The sequence below is a fragment of the Silvanigrella sp. genome (genome assembly GCF_044369315.1).
Classification (GTDB): Bacteria; Bdellovibrionota_B; Oligoflexia; order Silvanigrellales; family Silvanigrellaceae; genus Silvanigrella.
This window is the reverse complement of sequence record NZ_JBIPMD010000032.1, coordinates 1-22,968: the sequence shown is the minus strand read 5'-3', so window position 1 is coordinate 22,968 and position 22,968 is coordinate 1. Positions and strand designations below refer to the sequence as shown.

17 protein-coding genes are annotated in these 22,968 nt (G+C 32.6%); 10 read left to right on the top strand and 7 right to left on the bottom strand.

The genetic code is table 11. The features are described 5' to 3' along the window. The coding region (locus ACIQ56_RS04760; RefSeq protein ID WP_397599927.1) for a hypothetical protein at window positions 1-236 on the top strand (236 nt) is incomplete at its 5' end. Window positions 237-238: 2 nt separating this feature from the next. On the opposite strand, the gene ACIQ56_RS04755 is transcribed toward ACIQ56_RS04760, so the two are convergent. The 3 genes from ACIQ56_RS04755 to ACIQ56_RS04745 are packed head-to-tail and all read right to left on the bottom strand — an operon-like array spanning window position 239 to window position 2,249. Continuing rightward, window positions 239-1,054, bottom strand: a complete 816-nt coding sequence (locus ACIQ56_RS04755; RefSeq protein ID WP_397599926.1) for an SDR family NAD(P)-dependent oxidoreductase — start codon at window positions 1,052-1,054, stop codon at window positions 239-241. After that, window positions 1,032-1,544 carry an SCP2 sterol-binding domain-containing protein gene (locus ACIQ56_RS04750; RefSeq protein ID WP_397599925.1) on the bottom strand — a complete coding sequence of 171 codons (513 nt, stop codon included), beginning with the start codon at window positions 1,542-1,544 and terminating at the stop codon, window positions 1,032-1,034. Before ACIQ56_RS04750 ends, ACIQ56_RS04755 begins: the two co-directional genes overlap by 23 nt. Before the next feature lie 27 nt (window positions 1,545-1,571). Further along, window positions 1,572-2,249 carry a hypothetical protein gene (locus ACIQ56_RS04745; protein ID WP_397599924.1) on the bottom strand — a complete coding sequence of 226 codons (678 nt, stop codon included), beginning with the start codon at window positions 2,247-2,249 and terminating at the stop codon, window positions 1,572-1,574. Between the two features lie 90 nt (window positions 2,250-2,339). Here ACIQ56_RS04745 and ACIQ56_RS04740 point away from each other — a divergent pair, with 90 nt between their 5' ends. Continuing rightward, window positions 2,340-3,533, top strand: a complete 1,194-nt coding sequence (locus ACIQ56_RS04740; protein WP_397599923.1) for an aminotransferase class I/II-fold pyridoxal phosphate-dependent enzyme — start codon at window positions 2,340-2,342, stop codon at window positions 3,531-3,533. Here ACIQ56_RS04740 and ACIQ56_RS04735 read toward each other — a convergent pair. After that, a complete protein-coding gene (locus ACIQ56_RS04735) occupies window positions 3,526-4,770 on the bottom strand; it encodes a cysteine desulfurase family protein (protein WP_397599922.1) in 1,245 nt (414 codons plus the stop codon). The two genes, ACIQ56_RS04740 and ACIQ56_RS04735, sit on opposite strands and share 8 nt — an antisense overlap. Next, on the bottom strand, window positions 4,771-7,419 hold the full coding sequence (gene lon, locus ACIQ56_RS04730; RefSeq protein ID WP_397599921.1) for an endopeptidase La: 2,649 nt from the start codon (window positions 7,417-7,419) through the stop codon (window positions 4,771-4,773). Window positions 7,420-7,663: 244 nt separating this feature from the next. Here lon and rpmB point away from each other — a divergent pair, with 244 nt between their 5' ends. Beyond that, window positions 7,664-7,894, top strand: a complete 231-nt coding sequence (rpmB, locus tag ACIQ56_RS04725; RefSeq protein ID WP_153418473.1) for a 50S ribosomal protein L28 — start codon at window positions 7,664-7,666, stop codon at window positions 7,892-7,894. Window positions 7,895-7,949: 55 nt separating this feature from the next. Here rpmB and ACIQ56_RS04720 read toward each other — a convergent pair whose 3' ends face one another. Then, complete coding sequence (locus ACIQ56_RS04720; protein ID WP_397599920.1) at window positions 7,950-10,550, bottom strand: M66 family metalloprotease; 2,601 nt, start codon at window positions 10,548-10,550, stop codon at window positions 7,950-7,952. Between the two features lie 383 nt (window positions 10,551-10,933). Between ACIQ56_RS04720 and ACIQ56_RS04715 the strand changes: the two genes are divergently transcribed. Further along, window positions 10,934-11,140, top strand: coding sequence for a hypothetical protein (locus ACIQ56_RS04715; protein ID WP_397599919.1), 207 nt, complete (start codon window positions 10,934-10,936; stop codon window positions 11,138-11,140). On the opposite strand, the gene ACIQ56_RS04710 is transcribed toward ACIQ56_RS04715, so the two are convergent. Next, window positions 11,092-11,865, bottom strand: coding sequence for a lysophospholipid acyltransferase family protein (locus ACIQ56_RS04710; RefSeq protein WP_397599918.1), 774 nt, complete (start codon window positions 11,863-11,865; stop codon window positions 11,092-11,094). The two genes, ACIQ56_RS04715 and ACIQ56_RS04710, sit on opposite strands and share 49 nt — an antisense overlap. A gap of 155 nt (window positions 11,866-12,020) precedes the next feature. On the opposite strand from ACIQ56_RS04710, the gene ACIQ56_RS04705 reads away from it, so the two are divergent. From ACIQ56_RS04705 to ACIQ56_RS04680, 6 genes are all read left to right on the top strand, one after another. Continuing rightward, on the top strand, window positions 12,021-12,977 hold the full coding sequence (locus ACIQ56_RS04705; RefSeq protein ID WP_397599917.1) for a succinylglutamate desuccinylase/aspartoacylase family protein: 957 nt from the start codon (window positions 12,021-12,023) through the stop codon (window positions 12,975-12,977). A 99-nt stretch (window positions 12,978-13,076) separates the two neighbouring features. Further along, window positions 13,077-14,864: an ABC transporter permease subunit gene (locus ACIQ56_RS04700; protein WP_397599916.1), complete on the top strand. Its 1,788-nt coding sequence runs from the start codon at window positions 13,077-13,079 to the stop codon at window positions 14,862-14,864. A gap of 4 nt (window positions 14,865-14,868) precedes the next feature. Continuing rightward, on the top strand, window positions 14,869-16,275 hold the full coding sequence (locus ACIQ56_RS04695; protein WP_397599915.1) for an ATP-binding cassette domain-containing protein: 1,407 nt from the start codon (window positions 14,869-14,871) through the stop codon (window positions 16,273-16,275). Window positions 16,276-16,373: 98 nt separating this feature from the next. Further along, window positions 16,374-19,229, top strand: a complete 2,856-nt coding sequence (locus tag ACIQ56_RS04690) for a 2-oxoglutarate dehydrogenase E1 component (protein ID WP_397599914.1) — start codon at window positions 16,374-16,376, stop codon at window positions 19,227-19,229. Window positions 19,230-19,424: 195 nt separating this feature from the next. Further along, window positions 19,425-20,525 (top strand): efflux RND transporter periplasmic adaptor subunit, encoded by a 1,101-nt coding sequence (locus ACIQ56_RS04685; protein WP_397599913.1) that lies wholly within the window; start codon window positions 19,425-19,427, stop codon window positions 20,523-20,525. 25 nt (window positions 20,526-20,550) lie between these two features. Beyond that, window positions 20,551-22,968: efflux RND transporter permease subunit (locus tag ACIQ56_RS04680; protein ID WP_397599912.1), on the top strand; the 2,418-nt coding region annotated here is incomplete at its 3' end.

Here is a 22,968-nt window from a genome sequence, read left to right as displayed (position 1 = left end):
CAGGAATGGCCACAGCTCCACAAAATAAAGCAAACAACAGATCTTCTAGATCAAATTTTGAAAATGAAGAAAAAGCTCCTTTTCCAAGATCAAAAAATGCGGCTGAAATTTATGACTTTGGAAATAGAACAAAAAGTGAATTGGAAATGATACCTGTTGCACCCATTCATGATGTGAAATTACCAAGAACTCGATTTGGTCTTAGCCTCGAAGAAAAAGAAAGAATTAGAAAATAATTTTACACTCTTTTTTCTTGCAACCAACGTGTAATACTTGTCGCAAAATACCTGGGCACAAATTTAACAGAATAAGCACCAATTTTATTTACAACTCCTGGAATAATAAGACGTTGAGAATCGATTAAAGCTTTATACCCAGCTAATGCTACGGATTGGGAGTCGGCAGCTATTTTAGAATTGAATATTTTAGAAGTGGTATCAATTTTCGCAGCCGATTGAAAACCTGTCATTGTAGGGCCAGGACAGAGCACAGTCACATTCACGCCTGATCCTGATAATTCATTATCCAAAGCCTCACTAAATGATAATACAAAGGCTTTTGTTGCATAATATACTGTCATTAAGGGGCCTGGTTGAAACGCTGCCGTTGAAGCCACATTTAATATTTTTCCAAATTTCTTTTGCATCATTGGTTTTAAATAAATGTGAGTAAGTTCTGTTAATGAAGTAATATTAACTTGAATCATATTCGTCTGTGTATTTAAATCAATCTCATGAAAAAAACCCATAGCTCCAAATCCTGCATTATTTATTAAAAAATCAATATGCATATCGAGTGACTGAGTTTTTCTAAATAATTCTTTTGCAGCTCCAGGCAATGAAAGATCGCATGAAATAGGCTTGCAATTTACATTATACTTATTTATTAATTCATTGGTTAAATGTTCTAATTTATCTCCACTTCTTGCCACTAAAACTAAATTATAGCCGTCTTTTGCAAATAGATGAGCAAAATCTAAGCCAATTCCACTAGATGCTCCCGTTATTAAAACAGTTTGATTTTTTTTAGAATTAGGATTTGAATCTTTGATCATTTTTTGGTTTTACTCCACTACGTTTTAAAAGCGAGACCATTTTTAAAAATGCAGATAAATCACCCGTTATTGTTACCTTACCCGTAACAAAAGCAATATGAGCTTTTAAAGTACCCATGAGCAATTTATATAAAGTTGCGGAATCTGTTAAGATCATAGAACGTGATGAACCTTCAATGACATTTACAATTTGATTTTCGGAAACAGGCCATGGACAACCAGCATCTACTTGATATTCAATAATTGATTTTTCTAAATAAGATTTCATAAGGCATACAGACCAAGAGCCAATTTCATCGACCATAACAATAAATCTAGGATTCCCATCAATCATAAATAGATAATCTCCTTTTAACGAAGATCTATCTATTGGAGATAAATTTCTAAGCGCTGTACAAACTAATAATCGAAAAGAATCTGCAATTGACCATAATCTTTTTTCCTCATCTAAATCAATGTAATTAGCATCATTTTCTTGAATTAATTCCAAAATTTTACCTTTCAAATAAATAAAGAATTAAGGATCCCAAGAAAATTTTACTTGAGCTTCTCCTGAGTTCATTGAAAGAACAATAGTTCTATCTTGCGGATTGGGCAAACTTGAAGCCAATTCTTTCTTTTCAAATAAATCTTTCACTTCATTTCCCATTAATAAATCAAATGGCAATTTAAAAACAAGAACATAATATCGACTCCAACTAGAGCTCAAGGGAAAAAAAGGAGATAAAAGTTCTTTTTTGCGATATCTATCTATAGACTGAGGTCTTATCATAATGCCGTTAATAATGAGTTGAATCTTCCAAAGAGATTCATCGGAAAGATCTAAGTGAGCTTCCGATTTTGTAAAAAGATCTACGACAACACTAATTGTATCTTTAGATAATATAATTTTATCATCAAATTTCGCTTGACTCCCATGAATATCAATGAATCTATTTTTATATAATTCATCCATTTCGGGAGAAATTAATACCGCAGTTGTTTTTAAAATTAAATCTAAATCACGATAAGTACTTGCACTTTTACGCCATTTATCTAATACAGGTTGATATTTTGGATCATCAATTGCAGATGATGTAAGTTGTATTTTGGAATTCGTACTCACACATGCTGTACAAATTAACAAAAAAACGATATATGCAGGAACTTTAAGAAGGGAAATTAGACTATCGACAATAAAACTGTTTAATTTCACAATTACGCACCCTTGTTCTAAATAATAAAAAAACACACTTTGATAATGCGACTAGGTCTGCATCCTAGTCAAGATTCAGGAGAAATAAAGATGAAAGCCTTAAGAACTTTTTTTATGGAAGATTGGCTCGAATCCTTTAGATTTAAAGCAAAGTATAATTTGGGAGAATCTGGCGGACGTCCTAGGAAGGTCAAAGATCTCATTCATTTTTCAGGATTGCAGTACAATGATACTTTTTATGAATTTATGGAAATGAAACTATGTGATAGTCCAAACCGTGGTCGAGATGATTTAAGAAAAATCATTGCCCAATTTCATCCCGGTGCAGAAGTGGATAATATCCTTATAACTACGGGCACAAGTGAAGCTTTATTTTTATTATTTAGACATTTAAATCCTAAAAAAATTGCCTTAGCAATGCCTGCATTTCAATTATTATATGAATTACCTTTAGCATTAAATTCTGAAATTATTTCGTTACCTGTTCGATATGACATAACAGGAAAACCATTTATTGATGAAAAAGAATGGTTAGATATTATTTATACTCAAAAACCAGATTGTTTACTTATTAATAATCCACATAATCCCTCTGGAATTATTTTAAAAAAAGAGTTTTTAACAAATTTGTCAGAAACTGCGAATAAAATTGGATGCCATATTATAGGTGATGAACATTATCGATTTTTATCCTCACAAAACGAAATATTAGGAGATACAATATACAAAAGTGATGAAAATACTTTTGTAACAGGATCTTTTATCAAATGTTTTGGAGTTCCTGGCTTAAGAATAGGTTGGTGTGTCGGACCCAAAAAAGCACTCGATGCTCTTCAAAATGAAAAAAATTATACCACCCATACAGTGAATCCAATAACAGAATGGCTCTCTTATGAAGTCTTAAAAAATACAAATTCAAATTTATTTAAAATAATAAAAAAAGAATGGATTGAAAATAAAGCAATTCTAAATGAATTTCTTTCTAATTCAAAAACAATTTATGGGATTTCGCCTGAGGGTGGTCTTGTGACATCGCTGGGATTTAAAAATGCAAATTCAATAAATGAAACAAATAAATTAACAGAAATTCTTTTAAAAAATGGGATTTTTACTTTGCCACTTTCCTCTATGGAGTTTGGTACCTTAGATTTTCAAAATTTAAACACTTATAAAAATATCCCTTTATCAAATATTAATAAAGGGTATGGGATTCGCTTAGGACTTGGAATTGATCCTCATTTATTTTCACAAGCATTAAGAGAAATTGAAGAAGCACTTACCTAGCTAAATATTTTTTTAGTAAATTTAAAGTCATTTCAATTTCTTCCTCTGTTGTATTTGTAGATAAGGAAAGTCGAATTGCATTTTTTGCTAATTCGGGAGTTTTTCCCAAAGCTAAAATAACTTTTGAAGGTAAATTTGCGCCACTGCTACAAGCAGAACCAGAGCTTGCGCAAACTCCTTGCATATCCAATTCAACCAACAAATCTTCCCCTTTGAAACCTTTTCCAGTAACAGAAAAATTTACAGTATTTGGAATTACATTTTCAATAGGAGAATTCATTTCTATATGAGGTAGTTTTTGAATTCCTTCATATAATTTTCGACGAAGGATATCCATATTTTTACGCTTTACATTTGCTTCAGGAGCAAATAAATCACGAGCTATAAGACCTAAACTTACAATGCCTGGTAAGTTTTCTGTTCCAGCACGTCTGTTTTTTTCTTGAGCACCACCTAAAATAAAAGGTTTAAATTTACGACCTCTTCGTAAAAATAGAACTCCAATACCTTGAAGTGCTCCTAATTTATGAGCAGAAATGGCGCAGGAGTCTGTACCTGGTGATAACCATTCTTGTGAATTTATTTTACCAAAGGCTTGAACTCCATCCACATGAAAATGCATTTTTTGTAAAGATTCTTTTGAAATATCAGGATTTAAATATTTTAACGAAAGATCATCAAATTCTTCTTTATCATTTGGATTTACCAATATTCCCCAACGCTTATAGTGAAGATAATCCCCTATTTTTTTTACGGGTTGTATTGTTCCTATTTCATTATTTGCTGCCATTAAAGTTACTACTGTTGTTTCAGTAGTTAAATTTTTAATAAATTCTATTAAAGAAACATAACCAGAGTTTTCTAATGACAAAAATGTAAGTTTAAGACCTTCTGTATTTTTTAAATTTTCTAAAGGCTCTCGTATGGCAGGATGTTCAAAGGAAGAAGTAATGACATGCTGATTTTTTAAGGGAACATTATTTTGTTTGAGAACTCCAACGGTACCAAGATTATCGGCTTCCGAGCCTCCCGAAACAAAAATAATTTCGGCAATATCAACCCCAAGAGCATTGGCAATAAATCGTCTTGCTTCTGTCAAAGCAACAGAAGCTTCACGTCCTAGGGAATGCGGACTGGAAGGATTCCCTGAACAAACAGTTAATTTAGCAAATAACTCCGATAAATGTTCTTTATTTGGAGGACTTGTTGCATTGTGATCTAGATAAATTGTTTTCACTTATGGGAAGACCTCACATTTAATGATCTCCCTGCTTTTTTTTGCGTGAGTTACTTTAACATTTGCATTTTTTAATTGCACTTTTTTATTTTTCTTAAATGCAATGGATAAAACTTCATCTAAATTAGAAACAGGAACTACTTTCATTTCTTTAAGAACTTCTTCAGGAATTTCTTCAAGATCATGTTCATTTTCTGAAGGTATTAAAACTTGTTTAATACCATAACGATGTGCAGCTAATAATTTTTCTTTAATACCACCCACAGGAAGAACATCTCCTCTTAAGGAAATTTCCCCTGTCATAGCAAGATCAGAAGCTATTGGTTTGCCTGTAAATTGACTTACAATCCCAAGAAACGTAGCAACCCCTGCACTCGGTCCGTCTTTTTTAACAGCACCTTCAGGAAAGTGCACATGAAGATCTTTTTTGATGACATCTTTAGATTGAATGCCACATTGGCGAGCATTGGAACGGATATAAGCAAATGCGGTTTGAACGGACTCTTTCATGACATCACCAAGCTGTCCTGTTAAACCAAATTTTCCTGTCCCTGGAGCGCTCGATGCTGTTTCAATATAAAGAACATCGCCCCCGTTTGGCGTCCAAGCAAGGCCTGTAGCAACCCCTATAGGCAAAGATTCGGGTCTCTTTTTATCACTAAAAGGAGAAACCCCAATTAATTTGCGCAAAGTTTCAACATTAATTTCTTTTAAAAGAGGTTGTCCTTTTTCTTTTTGAGAATCTTCGGAATCCTTATTTGTCATTCCCGCATCGACACATTCTCGAGCAATTCCACGAATCACCCCAGATAACTCTCTTTTTAACTGACGGACTCCGGCTTCTCTCGTATAAAGTTGAATTAAGCTTCGCATTGTTTCTTTAGACATTTTTAAATTAACAAGATCGGTCATACCATGATCATCAATAACTTGTGGCAATAAATGGTCAAAGGCAATGTGTTCTTTTTCTTCTAAAGTATAACTACTGAGATCTACAATTTCCATACGATCTCTTAAAGGAGCCGGAATGGAAGATAAGTTATTTGCAGTAGCAATAAAAAATACTTTACTTAAATCAAGAGGAACATTTAAATAATGATCCATAAAGACATTATTTTGTTCTGGATCTAGAACCTCAAGCAACGCACTTGAAGGATCTCCACGGCCATCCGAAGCAAGTTTATCAATTTCATCAAATAAAATAACCGGATTCATTGTACCTGCTTTTTTAAAAGCATCGGCAATTTTTCCAGGCATGCTTCCAATATAGGTTCTACGATGCCCACGTATTTCTGCTTCATCACGAACACCGCCTAAGGCAATGCGAGTAAATTTTCTTCCTAATGCTTTTGCAATAGATTTCCCTAAACTCGTTTTCCCGACACCAGGAGGTCCTACAAAGAGCAATATGGGTCCTTTTAAAGAGTTTTTTAATGCACAAACTGCTAGAAATTCCAAAATACGTTTTTTCACTTTGGCAAGACCGTAGTGATCTTTATCTAATATTTTTTGAGCTTCTTTTAAGTTGATTTCACTTTCAGAAAATGTTCCCCAAGGAATGTCTAAAAGCCAAGTGATATAAGTGTGGCTCACCATATATTCGGGTGAACCAGGCTGCATCATGCCCATTCTTTCCACTTCTCTTAAAGCAACTTCTTTGGTTTCCTCACTCATTTTACTATTTTGAATTTTTTCATTTAAATCAACAGGATCACTAGATGAAGAGCTGGAACTACGTCCATCTAATTCACCAAGTTCTTTTTGAAGAAGCTTGAGCTGTTCCCTTAAAAAATACTTACGCTGTTGTTTTCCCATTTCCGACTTCACATCGGAATTTATTTTTTGAGAAATTTCAAGTACTTCTATTTCTCTTACAAGAAGTGAGTGAATCACTCTTAATCTCTCTTCAACATCTTCTGTTTCAAGGAGATTTTGTTTCCCTTTAAAGTCAATACTTAAATAAGGAATGATTAAATTTGCTAAATAATCGGGATCTTGAACATTTTCAATGAATAGATTCGCTTCATTCGGAATATTGGGAGATAAACTGATTGCCTTTTGAACAAGTTGTTTCATTGCTTTTCCTAAAGCAATGACTTCTATGCTTCCATACCCCTCTTCTGAAGGTTTAGAGGAATCGAGATATTCAATTTCTGCAGAGAGGTGATCAATCTCCGAATTCACATAATTTAAAACTCGGAATCGCCTTACTCCTTGAACGACAGCCCCATAAGAATTGTCTGGAAATTTCATTATTTTTAAGACTTTAGCCTCTGTTCCTACTTCAAATAAATCACTCGGAGTTGCAGACTCAACTTCAGAACTTTTTTGAGCTAAAATTCCAATTTTTCCACCAATTCGAATGGCTCTATCAACAGATTCGTTAGTCCATTCTTTTCCTGCCGTAAAAGGCAGGACATTGTGTGGAAAAAGAACAATATTTTTTACAGGCACAATTTTAAGAACACGAACGTTTTCTTTTTCTTCCCCATTTTTTTCATCATTTTCTTTAGGCTTTTTGGCTAAAACCCGTATTTTTTTATTCACAACAACAGGAAGTTGGGCAGAATCCTCAGCAAGAGAGTCACTTTGTTCTTCAACCTTCACTTTACTGATTTTAGATAACTTATTATTTTTTTTGTCTTCCATGATACCCTCTTCATGCCCTCGACAGTTGTGGCCAAAGGAATTTATATTCGTTCCCTGCGAATATGGCTCGCATTATGAATATGTCAATATCTTAAAAGAATCTTGTTAATCCAAAGTTAAAACCTTGCATCTATGAAGAAATCCTGATAAAGGCTTTAAGCTTACGGCTGGATTTGGGATCTATTTATACCAAAATATCTGCTGTTTATTTTTCTGAAATATAAAAGTTCTTGGAGGTTTCTTTATGTCACGTGTATGTGAACTTTCTGGTAAAAGCGGTCTTGTTGGAAACCGTGTATCCCACGCTAAAAATAGAACTAAGGTTCGCCTTCTTCCGAATCTTCAATCCAAAAGCATTTATGCTCCAGGACTTGGAAAATTTGTTAAAGTTCGTTTAAGCACAAGCGCTCTTCGTACTGTTAATAAAATTGGTATCGAAGCTTATTGCGCTAAAAAAGGAATTATCATCGGATAATCTCTTTTTATCTTTTTAAAAAAGTCCTTCTCCTTTATTAGGAGAAGGACTTTTTTTATTTCCTATTTGTAAAAAAATGAACCGATAGATCGATCCATTTTATAATAGAGTTCTTTTCTTGTTTAATTTCTATAACAGCCATGTCATAACTCATTTGATAACATTTGTTTAAATCTTTTCTATAAACAAAACCTCCATAAGATTCTGCTATGGAAATTCTTCCACAGCTTGGGTTTTGTTTGATTTTAAATGTAATATTTGAATCGGAATCTAAAATTCCATTTTGATATAAATTAATTTCAGGACTATTCCCTATAAACAAATAACCAGAAATGGTGTCGGATTGGCTTTTAAAAGTAAGACCAATCTTGTTTATTTTTTTATTTTGAGAATATAATGGATTTTCAGATAATTTATTTTTTTCAGTCGCTTCTCTTTTTCTTCTTTTATTATCTTCATTTTCCGAATAATATTCAGAATATTGATTTAAATTAATTACATTATTATCTTGAAATTTCTGGAGTTCACCTTTAGCCAATATTTCCCAATCTTCAAAATCACTTGAGGCAGATATCATATAATTTTTTATATTATTATAACCTTTATCTTGATATACATTTAAATAATACTCTTTTAAATCATAATAATCACCTAAATCTATTGTTATTTCATGCGGAAATGGAATTGATTTGCCATTATTCCAGCCATTTGAATACTCTGTATGCCAAAATGTTTTTGGGTTTTTATCAATCGCATTTTTGGCATGAAAATTTCTTATATTTTCTTCACTTGTAACATATTTTATTGACCACTTTTTCTTTAATATTTTTTGATTATTTTTATCAATTAAATCAATTTCTGAAATACTTGTATGACTTGAATAATCTGGATTAATGTAATGGCTATTTAATAGCTTCAGTTTAAGATACCGGTGTAATTTCTTTTTTTTGAGGTTCATGAATATCTGAAATAATAACAGGAATTGGCAATTCATTTGAAGGAGATTCAATATTAATTTGAGAAAGTTCTTTTTTTCTCCATTAATATCACAAAATATTTTTGCACTATAGTAATCCCTATTTTCATATAAAAAGTTTATATGAAACATATTCATTTTAGAATTATGAAATCGATAGTCTTCCAGTTTTACATTTTCTGTTCCGCTACTAGAATGAACAGACAACCAACACCCCGTTTTTTCCTCTTTTTCAAACGGATAAACATAGCCAAGATTTCCATATAACGCAGGATAAATATGACTTGGCAATTTCCCTACAGGATCATAAAAACCAACCAATGTCATAATAGGAACATCATAATATTTTGGAATAGGATAATTTGTTTTCCATTGAATGATCATTTGTTTAAAATATTCATTCCAAACCATGTATCCTGTTGGACTTTCTTTTGAAATAACAGAATATTTAGCTAAATCTTTTTGAACAATTTCAGAAGTATAATTTGTGAATTGGGTATATTTTGAAACATTTCCATTTTCTTCGGCACCAGCCATGGGATGTGCATTAAAATCGTAAAGATTTTTCCAAGTTACTTTATATTGTTTATTAGACCATTTTCTCCATAACAAAGAACCAAGCATCACATTTCGATTGGCATCATAGCCCCATCCCGATTTTTCATTATGAAAGTTATATTTTTCTCCTCCATGATAATGATCTACATGAAATGAGTGCGCTAATTCATGACTAAATTCATTTCCTTTTGTTGAATCTAATGTGGCAAGTCCATTTCCCCCACTTAATCCATGATTTATATTTTCTCCATTTTTATAACTACCTGTTCCTCGATGGATTTGAATTTGTTTGAAATTAAAGTAACTTTGTTCCATAGCAATGGAACTAAAAATTCCATAATTCGCTCGATTTATTCCAGCACCAAATAAACCTTTCAAAATCTCTTCACGCATATCACCAAATTCCCAGCCCCCTAACGAATCACTCAAATTATCGGGAGTATATATTTTCCCATCTGGCATGACTATTTTATCTTTTATCTCTAAAGGCAAAAAGGTTCCTAATTTTAATTTTGCTACAGGTACTGTTTGAAAAAAATCATTTGCTTCATTTAAAGGATCTAACTCAAGCTCTTCGGGTTCTCTTAATTTACTTAACATCCCTAAACGAAAATTTGTCAAAAAGATTTCACTAGGAGCTCCAAAATTGAATTGTTCTTCATCTAAAATTCCAACCCTTCCTTTTTGATCCTTAAATTTTAAAGACAACCCATGCCTTATCCATGAAGCAGGCAATGGAATACTCCAAGCCTTTGTTGAATATTTCACTCGTGGAAGATTATTCTCTAGTGCGGTATTTTGATCTGTGGCAGGAAAAAAAGAGGGTGAATTCATCATAAATTTACCAAGTACTTTTCCTTTATAAAAGCCAGTAACCTGTATATTTTCAATTGTATTCGAATATTTTGGAGTCAATAAAAGCAGGGCTCGGCGGTTTGTTACCAATTGTAATGAATCATTAGGCATTATAGATCTTGATTGTACAAATTCAATCATTCCTTCTAAATCTTTTTTTAGATGATTTACAAAAGGATAATCATCTCTAAATCCAATTATCTTTGCTTGAATTTTTTGAAAAAAAGAAAAAAATAAAATCAAATAAATTATATAATACTTTTTCATTATCAAATTCCAAATTTAAATGAAGCTAAAAAAAACAAAAACGAAAAATTTTTAAACTTCTTCTCGTTATTTAAAAAAATTATCTACTGCAATAAAATAAATTTAAAAAGACAAAATGATTGATATTTAATAAACAATTCAAATCATTTATTAATAATTGTTTTTTTATAAATAAACATTTTATTTAAATTTAGTAAACAAATCATGAATTATTTAAATAGTAAAAATAAAAACGATATTGTCTATTTTTTAATCAAAAATCTTCAAATTGTAGATATATTAGTCATGTTAGATATTTTAACTTAACAATATGGAATAGTTAAAAATGGTACATAAATTGCTATATTTAAAATGAATTCAGAATCTTTATCTAAGGAAATGGAATGAAATTTAAATTTTCAATATTAATTATTGCCGTTATCTCTTTATTTAGTTCTTGTACAAGAATGAAAACCATGTTTTCCTCTGAACGTTATTGCACAGAAGAACGTAAAATTTATATCAATAAAAAAACAAATAAAAGAAATTGTAATCCTATTGGCTATGAAGAAGAAGCTGATACAGGAACGCTCTCGCTTCCTAGTGCCTGAGTCCTTAATTCTTGGTCTAATAGTGTAATTTTATTTTTCATAATTTCATGAGCACGGGTCATAAGACTTGTGATTTCTTCTACAGAAACCCTTTTAGTTTGAATAGGTTCAAGAACTTCTACAAGTATTTTTCCGGGGTTCCATTTTTTGAAATTAAGTGAATTTTTAAAAGTATTTACAACAATTGGCTGTAAGGGCACATGATTTTGTAAAGCCGCATAAAAAGCACCTTTTTTAAACTCTTTCAAACCTCTCCCATGACTTCGAGTTCCTTCTGGAAAAATCCAAAGAGAAGACCCATTTTGGATTGCGATATCGACATTTCTCATTGTTCCCATTGCTTTTTTATGATTTTTACGATTTAAAAGTAAATTGCCTGCCAGATAAAATACCCAACCAAATAATGGAAACCAAATTAATGATTTTTTCCCAATAATCAATGTGTTAGGTGGAATAATAGCACCAAAAACAATAGCATCAAAATAAGATTGATGGTTTGCAATAATTACAGAGTGCTTATGATCATGCAGAATTTGTTCGCCTCTTAAATTCACCTTAATTCTTAATATTTTAGCTGAAATATAAGAAAATGTTTTACCAAAAATTAAATTATTGCTTGTGTTCTTAAAACGAATTAAAAAGACAAACATAAAAATAAAACTTAATAGAAAAAAAACCATAAATATAAGAACAACTCTTAAACTTAATAATATTGATCCCAGCATGTAAATTCCATTCTGAAAAAAGTGACATAAATCAACTTAACAAAAAACATCCTGTAAAGCTATAAATATAAAATCAAATATTTCAAGATTTGACAAATTTATTTTTTTTAGACACAATAATAATTCAATAATATTAACTATCTAATTAGGTTTTTATGTTAAAGGAACTCATTCGTCAATTCGAAAATCTTGAAAAAAAGCACCCAGGAAATATTCCTGATAGCATTTTTTTTGATTTTGGGAATCATGATGGTCATATTTCTATTTGCAGCATCATTCATGGAAATGAAGTGGGATCCCTGCCTGCTATATTGAAATTAATTGATGATCTTGTAACTAAAAAAATGAAATATGAAGGTAAAATAAGTTTTATTTTAGGAAACAAAAAAGCATCATTTGAAAATAAAAGGTATCTTCAAGACGATTTAAATAGAAGTTTTGGAAAAAATTTAGATTATAAAAATTCAATTGAAAAACAAAGAGCATTTGAAATTAAAAAAATACTAGATATGAGCGATGTCTTTATAGATTTTCATCAAACAACAATGCCTTGTAAAGAACCTTTTTATATTTTTGCTATGCACCAAGAAAGTTATTTATGGGCGCGTGCCATTGGAAATTGTAAAATTTTTGTGACAAGAAAAAGCAATAAGCCATACTCCCACGAAGGAATGTGCTCAGATGAGTATATGAGGTCATTAAATAAACCAGGCATTACATTAGAACTTGGGGAACAAGGTTTTCATAAAAATTCGGAGATAGTTTGTTATAGAGCAATAAAAAAAGCTCTTTATATTATGGACGAAATTTTTTTGAAAAAAAAATCATTAAAAACAATTGCAAAAAAAAATCAAGATTTTCAATTTTTAACTATAAAACACAGTGAAAAATTCGCAAATGACAAAATGAAATTAGTAAACGACATTTTTAATTTACAAAAAATAGAAAAAAATAAAATAATGGGAACTCTTGAAAATGGAAAATATTTTTATAGTCCCATGGAAGGCTTTGTCTTATTTCCGCAATACCCAAAAAGAAATGAAAAAGAATTTGTCATTGATCCTCTTCCCCCCTATATCTATGCATTAGCAATAGAAATTAAAAAGTTTTAGAATTTATTTGTGAATACCTTGCTTTTATATCTGCCACTATGCTTTACAGATGAAGTTAACCCAAATAGGGCTTGTTATCATTCCATCCAAGAGGTGAGCATGACACAATTTGCAAAAGTGCAAGCAACCCGAGGTGCTTTTTTTAGAGCCGACTTTATTGTTATTTTAGTTGTTATTATTTTAGGAATGGGTTTTGCTAATTTTTTTAGCTTAGGAAGTTCTGCTTATCTTGAAAAAGTTGAAATAAATACATCTTTATCTTCATTGCCTAGTTATTCCCTTTTATCTTTAGTCCGAAGTTTATTTGCACTCATATTTAGTTATATTTTTGCTGTTATTTATGGTACAATTGCCGCGAACAATAAAACTTTTGAACGATTTTTAATTCCCTTATTAGATGTTTTGCAAAGTTTACCTGTTGTTGCTTTTTTACCAGGTTTTGTTCTTGCACTCATCTCTGTTTTTCAAGGAAGCCGCTGGGGATTAGAAATTGCTTGTATATTAACCATTTTTACAGGTCAGGTGTGGAATCTTGCTTTTGCCTATTACGAATCTCAAAGAACTCTTCAACCTGAGTTCAAAGAAGTTGCAAAAATTTATAAATTATCACAAGTGCAAAAATTCTTTTTTGTTGATTTACCAAATGGTTATCGTCCCTTAATTTATAATGGGATGATGTCTATGGCTGGAGGTTGGTTTTTTCTTACAACCTGTGAAGCATTTACATTAGGTAACAAGGACTTTCGTTTGCCTGGTTTGGGCAGTTACCTTTCAGAAACATTTTCTACTGGAAATTATTTTAACTTTAGCATTGGCTTAGTTACATTATTGATAATTATTATAGGGACCGATCTCCTTCTTTGGAAACCATTGATTGCCTGGGTAACACGATATCGTGATGGTGATGATGGGAAAGGTATAGAAGATGAAAGTTGGTTTTTAAATATCATTCGCCAAACTAGCATTCCAGATTTTATTTCTAGTTTTTTCAAACGAAGTGTTTTATTTTTATTTCCAAAAGCTGTCATTAAAGAATCTGGTGCCACAAGAAAATATTTAATAGATAATATTGATAAATGGGGAACAATTATCAGTCCCAAAAACTGGTTTTCCGATGAAAATGTTAATAAATTTAGAAGATCTTCTTTACTATCATTAATAGTTACTTTTGCTATTGGCGGTCTTGTTTTTACGTTACTTCCCAAATTACCTACATTTGGGCAATCTCTTGCTTCATTATCAAATAAGGATTGGTTTACTTTAATTCATGCCGTTTTTTTAACAGGATCTAAAGTATTTTTTGTCATTTTAATAAGCTCAATTTGGACAATTCCAGTTGGTTTATGGCTAGGTTTAAATCCAAGGTTAGAGCGCATTTGTCAGCCTATAATCCAAAATCTTGCCGCCTTTCCCGCTCCTGTTTTATTTCCACTAATTACTTTGAGTTTTAGTTTTCTCAACTTACCGCCCTTTATAAATGCAACACTGTTAATGTGTGTTGGTAGCCAATGGTATATTTTATTTAATGTTATTGGCGGAGCATCAAGAATTCCTGCTGATTTAAAATTTGTAACTCAAATTTATAAATTTTCTTTATGGCATCGCTTCAGTAAATTATATTTTCCAGCTATTTTACCCTCACTCGCTACGGGCTGGATAACAGCAGCGGGAGGAGCATGGAATGCAAGCATGGTGGCAGAAGTTGTCGAACTTCCAGGAGGCTCAATGCATTCTTTTGGGATTGGAGCTGAATTAGCAAATGCATCGGCTCAAGGCAATTACCAAAAATTAATTGCCGCTATTATTTGCATAGCTGTTACTTTAGTAATTTTAAATAGAACTTTATGGCGCACTTTACATATTTATGCCGAAAGAGTTAAGGATTAAAAGTATGTCCAAAAAGAAAATTGTTCTTTCCGTTCGTTCCTTATGTAAAGACTACAGGCGCCCAAGCGGAAATATGTTTACCGTACTTGAAGGAATAAATCTTGATATCTACGATGGTGAGTTTTTAGCTCTTGTGGGATTGTCAGGATCAGGAAAATCAACGTTGTTACGTTGTATGGCTGGATTGTTAAGTCCTGATAGAGGAACTGTAAGTTATGCAAATCCTTCACCAGAAAATATGCAATTAAGTGCCTTTGTATTTCAAAATTTTGCTTTATTTCCTTGGATGACAATTCGAGAAAATATTGCTGTGTCCATGCCTAAGTTAACAAAACAGGAACAACACATTCGTATTGACCGCATTATTCAATTAGTGGGATTAAAAGGTTTTGAAGATGCTTTTCCTCGCGAATTGAGTGGTGGCATGCGACAAAGAGTCAGTTTAGCGCGCGCCATGGTCTCCGACCCTATGATCATGTTTATGGACGAACCCTTTTCTGCCTTAGACCCATTAACAAGTGAATCTTTAAGAGCAGAACTTGTTCGCCTTTGGGCACAACCAGACAGAAAAATTCGATCTTGTGTTTTAGTAACACACCGATTTGAAGAAGCGCTTCAACTTGCAGATAGAATATTAATATTATCCTCAAATCCTGGTACTATATTTCGTTCCATTGAAATAAATTTACCAAGACCAAGAATGCCAAACTCTATTGAATATAAAGAAATTGAAGAACAACTTGAAAAAGCCTTTGGACAGTTACACTTAGATAAAGTAACAGATGATACCGAATACGAAACGATTGCTCCTGAAATTCAACCCATTCAGAAACCAACAGAGATTCAAAATAAAAGTAAAACAGCATCTCCTGTTGCTGATAAAAACCAGGAAGAGAGCAAATTAAATAAAGATATTCAACATACTAAAACAAAAAGAGTAAAACCTTTAATTAATACCAACCTCACCCTTGTCGAAGGTCTTGTTAGTAGGTTAAGCACAGAAGTCGAAACAACAGATTTATATGATCTTTGTGAAGATATGGGACAAAGCGTAGATCAAGTTTTACCTGCTGTTGCTGCAGCCGAAACATTAGGATTTATTATTACTCCTGGTATTCGCGTTGTATTAACGGAAGAAGGCAGAAAATTTGCATCGGAACATGATGCCGAAGCTCGTGGTAAAATGATGCGTTACGCTATATTAAAACTCCCAGTGGTTTATTCAATTTATGAACTTGTTAAAAATAGTGGGGAAGAAGGATTAGAAGCAGACATAGCGATTGAACAAATTGTGATGATGCTTCCCTTTGAGGACCATGACGTACAGTTTCAGACGCTTTTAAAATGGTGTCGTTATGCAAATTTAATTGTTTACGATTCCGATGAAGAAAAATTGTTTATACCCGATTAAATTTGTTAGTCTCAGCAACATAAGCACCAGGCAGGGAAACCTGGGGCAAGGTGCATTTGCATTTCTGTTTACTTTCCTGATAAGGACTTGCGGCAATTATGAGTGGTAATTTTAATTCTGTTTTTCAAAACAATGCAGGCTATGTAGAAGAGATGTTTGCTCGATATTCTTCTGATCCAAATTCAGTTGGTATTGAGTGGAGATCCTATTTTGAAGGATTTCATGAAGGATTTGGTACGGCTACTGCTCTTGCAAGTAATGTATCTCATTATGATGAATTATTAAAAAATATTGGTGAAAATTCTTCTAAAGAAAGAGATCATTCGCCTTCAAGTTCCATTAATGCAGATTCTCTCTCCTTTGAATTTAAAGTTGCCGCTTATGTTCAAGCCTGGAAAACGCATGGACATTTACAAGCAAAAACAAATCCGCTTGGATACGAAGCACCTAAAGCTCCTACCCTTATTCCAGAAACTTATGGAATTTCAAAAGAAGATTTCACTAGAAAAACTTCAGCTGGTTTATTAATTGGCTTGAGTATTATGAAATTTGAAGAGCTTTCCTTAGAACTTCAAAAAAGATTTGCTGGCGTTGTTGGTGCTGAAATAGAACATATTGAATGCCCCGAAGAAAAAGCATGGCTTCATGCTGAATTTGCAAAAATACATGCTCCCGTTAATAAAGAAACACAAAAATCAATATATCATGAACTTGCTAAAGCAGATTCTTTAGAAAAAACAATTGCAACAAAATATATTGGAAAAAAAAGATTTAGTATCGAAGGAGCAGATGCTCAATTTCCTGCCGTTGAAAGTTACATGGAACAAGCTGCTAAATTAGGAGCTCAAGAATGTACTATTGCCATTGCACATCGTGGTCGTTTAAATTTTTTAGTAAATGTCATTGGAAAACCCTTAGAGCGTTTATTTACCGAATTTGAAGGTTATCCTCATGATGGTTTGCATGGAGACTGTGATGTTAAATATCATTATGGATATGAGTCTGAAAGACAAACACGTGATGGTCAAAAAATAAATATATCCATGCCATTTAACCCAAGTCACCTAGAATACGTTGGTAGTGTTGCCATGGGTGATACCAGAGCGCGTCAGACCATGTATTATAATGGGGACACATCTAAAGTAACAAGTATTGTTCTTCATGGTGATGCCGCTTTTTCCGGACAAGGTATCGTATTTGAAAATGTCCAAATGATGTCCCTTCAAGGATATAATGTAGGCGGTACAATTCATATTGTTGCAAATAATCAAGTTGGCTTTACTACAGATCCTTCTGACTCTCGCTCTGCTACTTATTGTACAGATGTAGCTAAAGTAACAGGATCTCCTGTGTTCCATATTAATGCTGATAATTTAGATGAATTGCACAATTTGATGGTAATGGCTGCAAATTATAGATATAAATTCAAAAAAGATTTTTACGTTGATCTCGTTTGTTTTAGAAGATATGGACATAACGAAACAGACGAACCTTCTTTTACCCAACCGTTACTTTATAAAGTGATTAAAGACAAATTAGCACCTTTTGAAGAATACGCTAAGTACTTAACAACAAGTCATAGTTTTATCGACGATGAGTTAAAAGCGATTTATAATAAATATAGAGCTGACATGAATGCGGTTTATGATAAAGTAAAATTAGAGCACATGCATATAGAACAGTTTGTTCCTTTAAGAGAAGCGGGTGAATTAAAACTTGCTTCAGAAAAAGACATGCTTAAACCAGCTAAAACACAACTTTCTCTTACTAAAATTAAAGAACTTGCCGTAAAAATTTGCCATTTACCAGAAACATTCACTCCTAATCCAAAATTAGCAAGAATTATTGTCTCTGAACGTAAAGAAATGGCTGAAGGCAACAAAAAGTTAGATTGGGGCATGGCAGAGCTTCTCGCTTATGCAACTTTATTAAATGAAGGATATAGCATTCGTTTAGCTGGAGAAGATGCTCAAAGGGGCACATTTTCTCATCGCCATGTTACTTTAGTAGATTTTGAAAATGGCTCACGCTACACTTCTATCTCTGAATGCGCAAAAGAAAATTCTAAAGTAGAAATCATTAACACTCTTCTCTCTGAAGAAGCCGCAATGGGCTATGAATACGGTTATGCTGTACGAAATGCAAAAGGTCTTGTTCTCTGGGAAGGACAATTTGGAGATTTTGCAAATGGAGCTCAAGTCATTATCGATCAATTTATAGCATCTGGCGAAACAAAATGGGGACAAACACAAGGTCTTGTCTTATTGTTACCTCATGGTATGGAAGGCCAAGGAGCTGAACATTCCAGTGCACGCCTTGAAAGATTCCTTCAGTTATGCGCTGATGGCAATATGCAGGTTTGTTACTTTACAAATGCTTCTCAAATTTATCATGCCTTAAGAAGACAAGTTACTCGTAATTTTAGAAAGCCGTTAATTCTTATGACACCAAAAAGTTTCTTAAGAAGCCCACGCGCTGCAACTACACTTGAAGAATTAGCGTCTGGACATTTTGAAGAAATTTTAGATGATTCAAGAATAGTTAAAGCATCTAAAGTGGAAAGAGTTTTATTTTGTACTGGAAAAATATCTTTAGATCTTTTTGATGCCCTTGATAAAGAAGAATATAAAAACAAATCAGAAACAACCGCAATTATCCGTATAGAACAACTTTATCCATTTCATATGGAAAAAGCAGTGAGTATATTATCACACTATAAAAATGCAAAAGTGATTGGTTGGGTTCAGGAAGAACCTGCAAATATGGGCGCTTGGAGTTATATTCGAAATGAACTTCATAATGTAATTAAAAAATCAGGAATACAAAATGAAATAAACTACTTTGGAAGAACACGTAGAGCGACTCCTGCAGTTGGACTTGAAAAACTACATTTTATTGAACAAGAGAAAGTAATTAAAGGTGCACTTGAAGCAAATCATTCAATAGAAGTATAAATCTTTAATTGAATGATTTGTTACCTTTAATCATTTTCAAAAAAATTTATTCTACTTTTCAAATATATTCGTTCTTTATTTCCAAAAAATAAAAAAATAGTTATATTCTTATAAAGATTTTCTGAACCTATTGAAGACAATTCAAAATACATATATGAATTAATTCTAGTTCTTTAAATACATAAGAGGAATTCTATGTCTAAACGAATGAGTATTACTATTACAGCTTTGGTTTTAGTTTTTGGCGCTATTTTTGGTTGGTACGGAGTTCGCCAATATTTTATGAAAAAGTTTTTTTCTACATTTGAACCACCACCTGTTGTTGTCTCTGTAGCAAAAGCAAAATCGGACAATTGGCAACCGTATTTAAATTCAGTTGGTTCTTTAAGCTCCATAAATGGAGTCGATATTAGTGCTGAAACATCTGGACAAGTAAAAGCAATTTATTTTGATTCAGGTAAATTTGTAAAACAAGGCGAACCCCTTGTGCAGCTTGATGACTCCAGTGAGCAAGCACAACTTAAAGATATTTCTGCACAACTTCAATTAGCTCAAGTAAATGACAAACGTATTAAACAATTATTTTCACAAGGAGCAGCTTCGCAGTCTTCGGTTGATGATTCTGCATCAAAAGTAAAACAGCTTCAGGCGAATTATGAAAATGCACGATCCATGATTGCAAAAAAATTAATTAGAGCTCCCTTTAGCGGAAAAATTGGAATCAAACAAGTTAATATAGGTCAATATATTCAGGCTGGTTTTGCTTGTGCCAGTTTGCAAACATCAAATGCACTTTATGCACAAATTACATTGCCACAACAAGACACAAATAAAATTGCAATACTTCAAGAGGTTCTTATAAATGTTGATGCTTACCCTAATTTAATTTTTAAGGGTAAAATTAATGCGATTGACTCCAAAGTAGATGAAGCAACAAGAACAATTCATGCACAAGCTACAATTGATAACTCTGAAAATAAATTGTTACCTGGTATGTATACTTCTGTAAAAGTAGCTCTTCCCATTATTCCAAATTCAATCATTTTACCTCAAACAGCAATTACCTATACTCTTTATGGAGATTCTGCCTTTATTGTTACTTTACTTGATAAAAAAACAGACAAAGGAGATTCTCTTGGAACAGTTAAAAGAGTCTTTGTAAAAACAGGCGAAAAACGTGACAACTCCGTTGTTATTCTTGAAGGAATTAAAGAAGGTAATCTTGTTGTTAGCAGTGGGCAACTTAAATTAGTTGATGGTTCTAAAATTGCTATTAACAATTCTGTTAATTTATAAAAGTGTGAGCTAGCAGAGGAAAAAAATGAAATTCACTGATATTTTTATCCAAAGGCCAGTGCTTGCCACTGTTGTCAGTATCTTAATATTTATGGTGGGCTTAAAATCCGTATTTAACCTGGATTTAAGACAATATCCCAAAGTTGAAAATACCGTTATTACCGTGATGACAACTTATCCCGGAGCCAATGCAGAACTCATGCAAGGCTTTATTACACAACCAATACAAACTTCTGTTTCTTCTGCAGAAGGAATTGATTATATTAATTCCTCAAGCTCACAAGGTGTTAGTAAAATTGAAATTCACTTAAAATTAAATTTCAATTCAACAACAGCTTTTGGAGACATTTCAGCAAAAGTTAACGCAGTTAGAGCCGTTATTCCAAAAGAAGCAAACGATCCTGTCATTACAAAAACAACAGGAAGTACACTAGCAGCTTTATATATAAGTTATTCTAGTGATAAAATGTCTGGACCACAAATTTATGATCTATTAAGCCGTGTCGTTCAACCCAAAATGCAATCTGTTTCTGGTGTTGCAAGCGCTGATATTTTAGGTGGAAATCCTTTTGCAATGCGCATTTGGTTAAGACCACAAAAAATGGCGGCATTGGGTATTACGGCAGATGATGTAGGCCAAGCACTGAGAGCAAATAGTTATCTTTCTGCAGCAGGACAATTAAAAGGCCAATACACCATTACAAATATAAGTGCGCAAACAGATTTACATAGTGAGCAAGAATTTAAAGATCTTGTTGTCAAACAAGTTAAAGGTAAATTAATTCGCATGAAAGATGTTGCAGATGTAGAACTTGGCTCACAAAGTTATTCTTCTTCTGTTACGTTTAATGGAAAAAAAGGTGTATTCATTGGCATTCAAACTGTTCCTTCTGCCAATCCTTTAACTGTTGTAAAAGACGTTCGAAAAATGATCCCTATTATAGAAAAAGATCTTCCTCCGTCTTTAAAACAACTTATCGTTTATGACTCGACAGAATTTATTTCAGCATCTATCGATGACGTAATTAAAACATTAGTTGAAGCTACATTAATAGTAATTATTGTTATCTTTTTATTTTTAGGATCACTCCGTTCCGTTAGTATTCCTATTGTAACAATACCATTATCTCTTATTGGTGTTTGTTCCATTATGCTTTTACTAGGTTATTCTATTAATTTATTAACCTTGCTTGCCATGGTTCTTGCCATTGGATTGGTTGTGGATGACGCTATTGTTGTTGTTGAAAACATTCAACGTCATATAGAAGAAGGCAAGTCACCATATGATGCTGCCATTATCGGAGCTCAAGAAATTGCGGTTCCTGTAATTACAATGACAATTACATTAGGCGCTGTTTATGCCCCAATTGGTCTTATGGGTGGATTAACGGGAGCTTTATTTAAAGAATTTGCTCTTACTCTTGCATCTGCCGTTGTTGTTTCTGGTGTTATTGCATTAACATTATCTCCCATGATGTGTTCTAAAATTCTGATTCATGAACCATCGGACAAAGGTTTTGCGAAATGGCTTGATAAAAAATTTAACCAAATGCAAACAAAATATGAAAATTTACTTCACAGTGTGCTTCAATATAAACCTGTAGTCCTTGTTTTTGGTTCCGTTATACTTGTTAGTGTTTATTTCTTATTTGCCCTCACACCAAAAGAACTCGCCCCAAAAGAAGATCAAGGCTTTTTAGCTATGATTTCTACTGCACCTCAGTATGCGAATGTTCACTATCTTGAGAAATACACTTCAGAAATAGATAAAATCCTATTAAAGTATGATGAAAGAGCGGCAAACTTTAATGTCAATGGAATGGGTGCTGAAAACTCTGCTTTTTCAGGTCTCATTTTTACACCATGGGGCGATCGAAAACGCTCTGCAATAAAGTTACAAGAAGTCATTCAAAAAGAATTGTCTCAAATTGCTGGATTAAAATCTTTCATATTCTCTATGCCCGATCTTCCAACAGGGGCAAATGGACTTCCTGTTCAATTCATCTTAAAAACTACGGATGATTATAAAGTTCTTTATAGTGTAATGGAAGAACTAAAAGTAATAGCAAAAAAGAGCGGTTTATTTATTGTACTTGATAGTGATTTAAGTTATGAATCACCTCAATTAAATGTTAAAATAGATAAAAACAAAGCTACCGAAATGGGAATTACAATGCAAACAATTGGTAATTCTTTAGCAACCATGCTAAGTGGAGCATATACAAATTTATATAATATGAATGGTAGAAGTTACCAAGTTATACCACAATTAAAAGATGCAGATAGAAGCAATCAAGATGAACTTAATAAAGCATATATTCGAAATGCAAACGGTATTCTTGTTCCTTTATCAAACTTCGTAAGTTATGAAGTGGCATCTGTTCCAAATACTTTAATCCAATTTCAGCAATTAAATTCTGCAACATTTTCAGCTGTAATGATG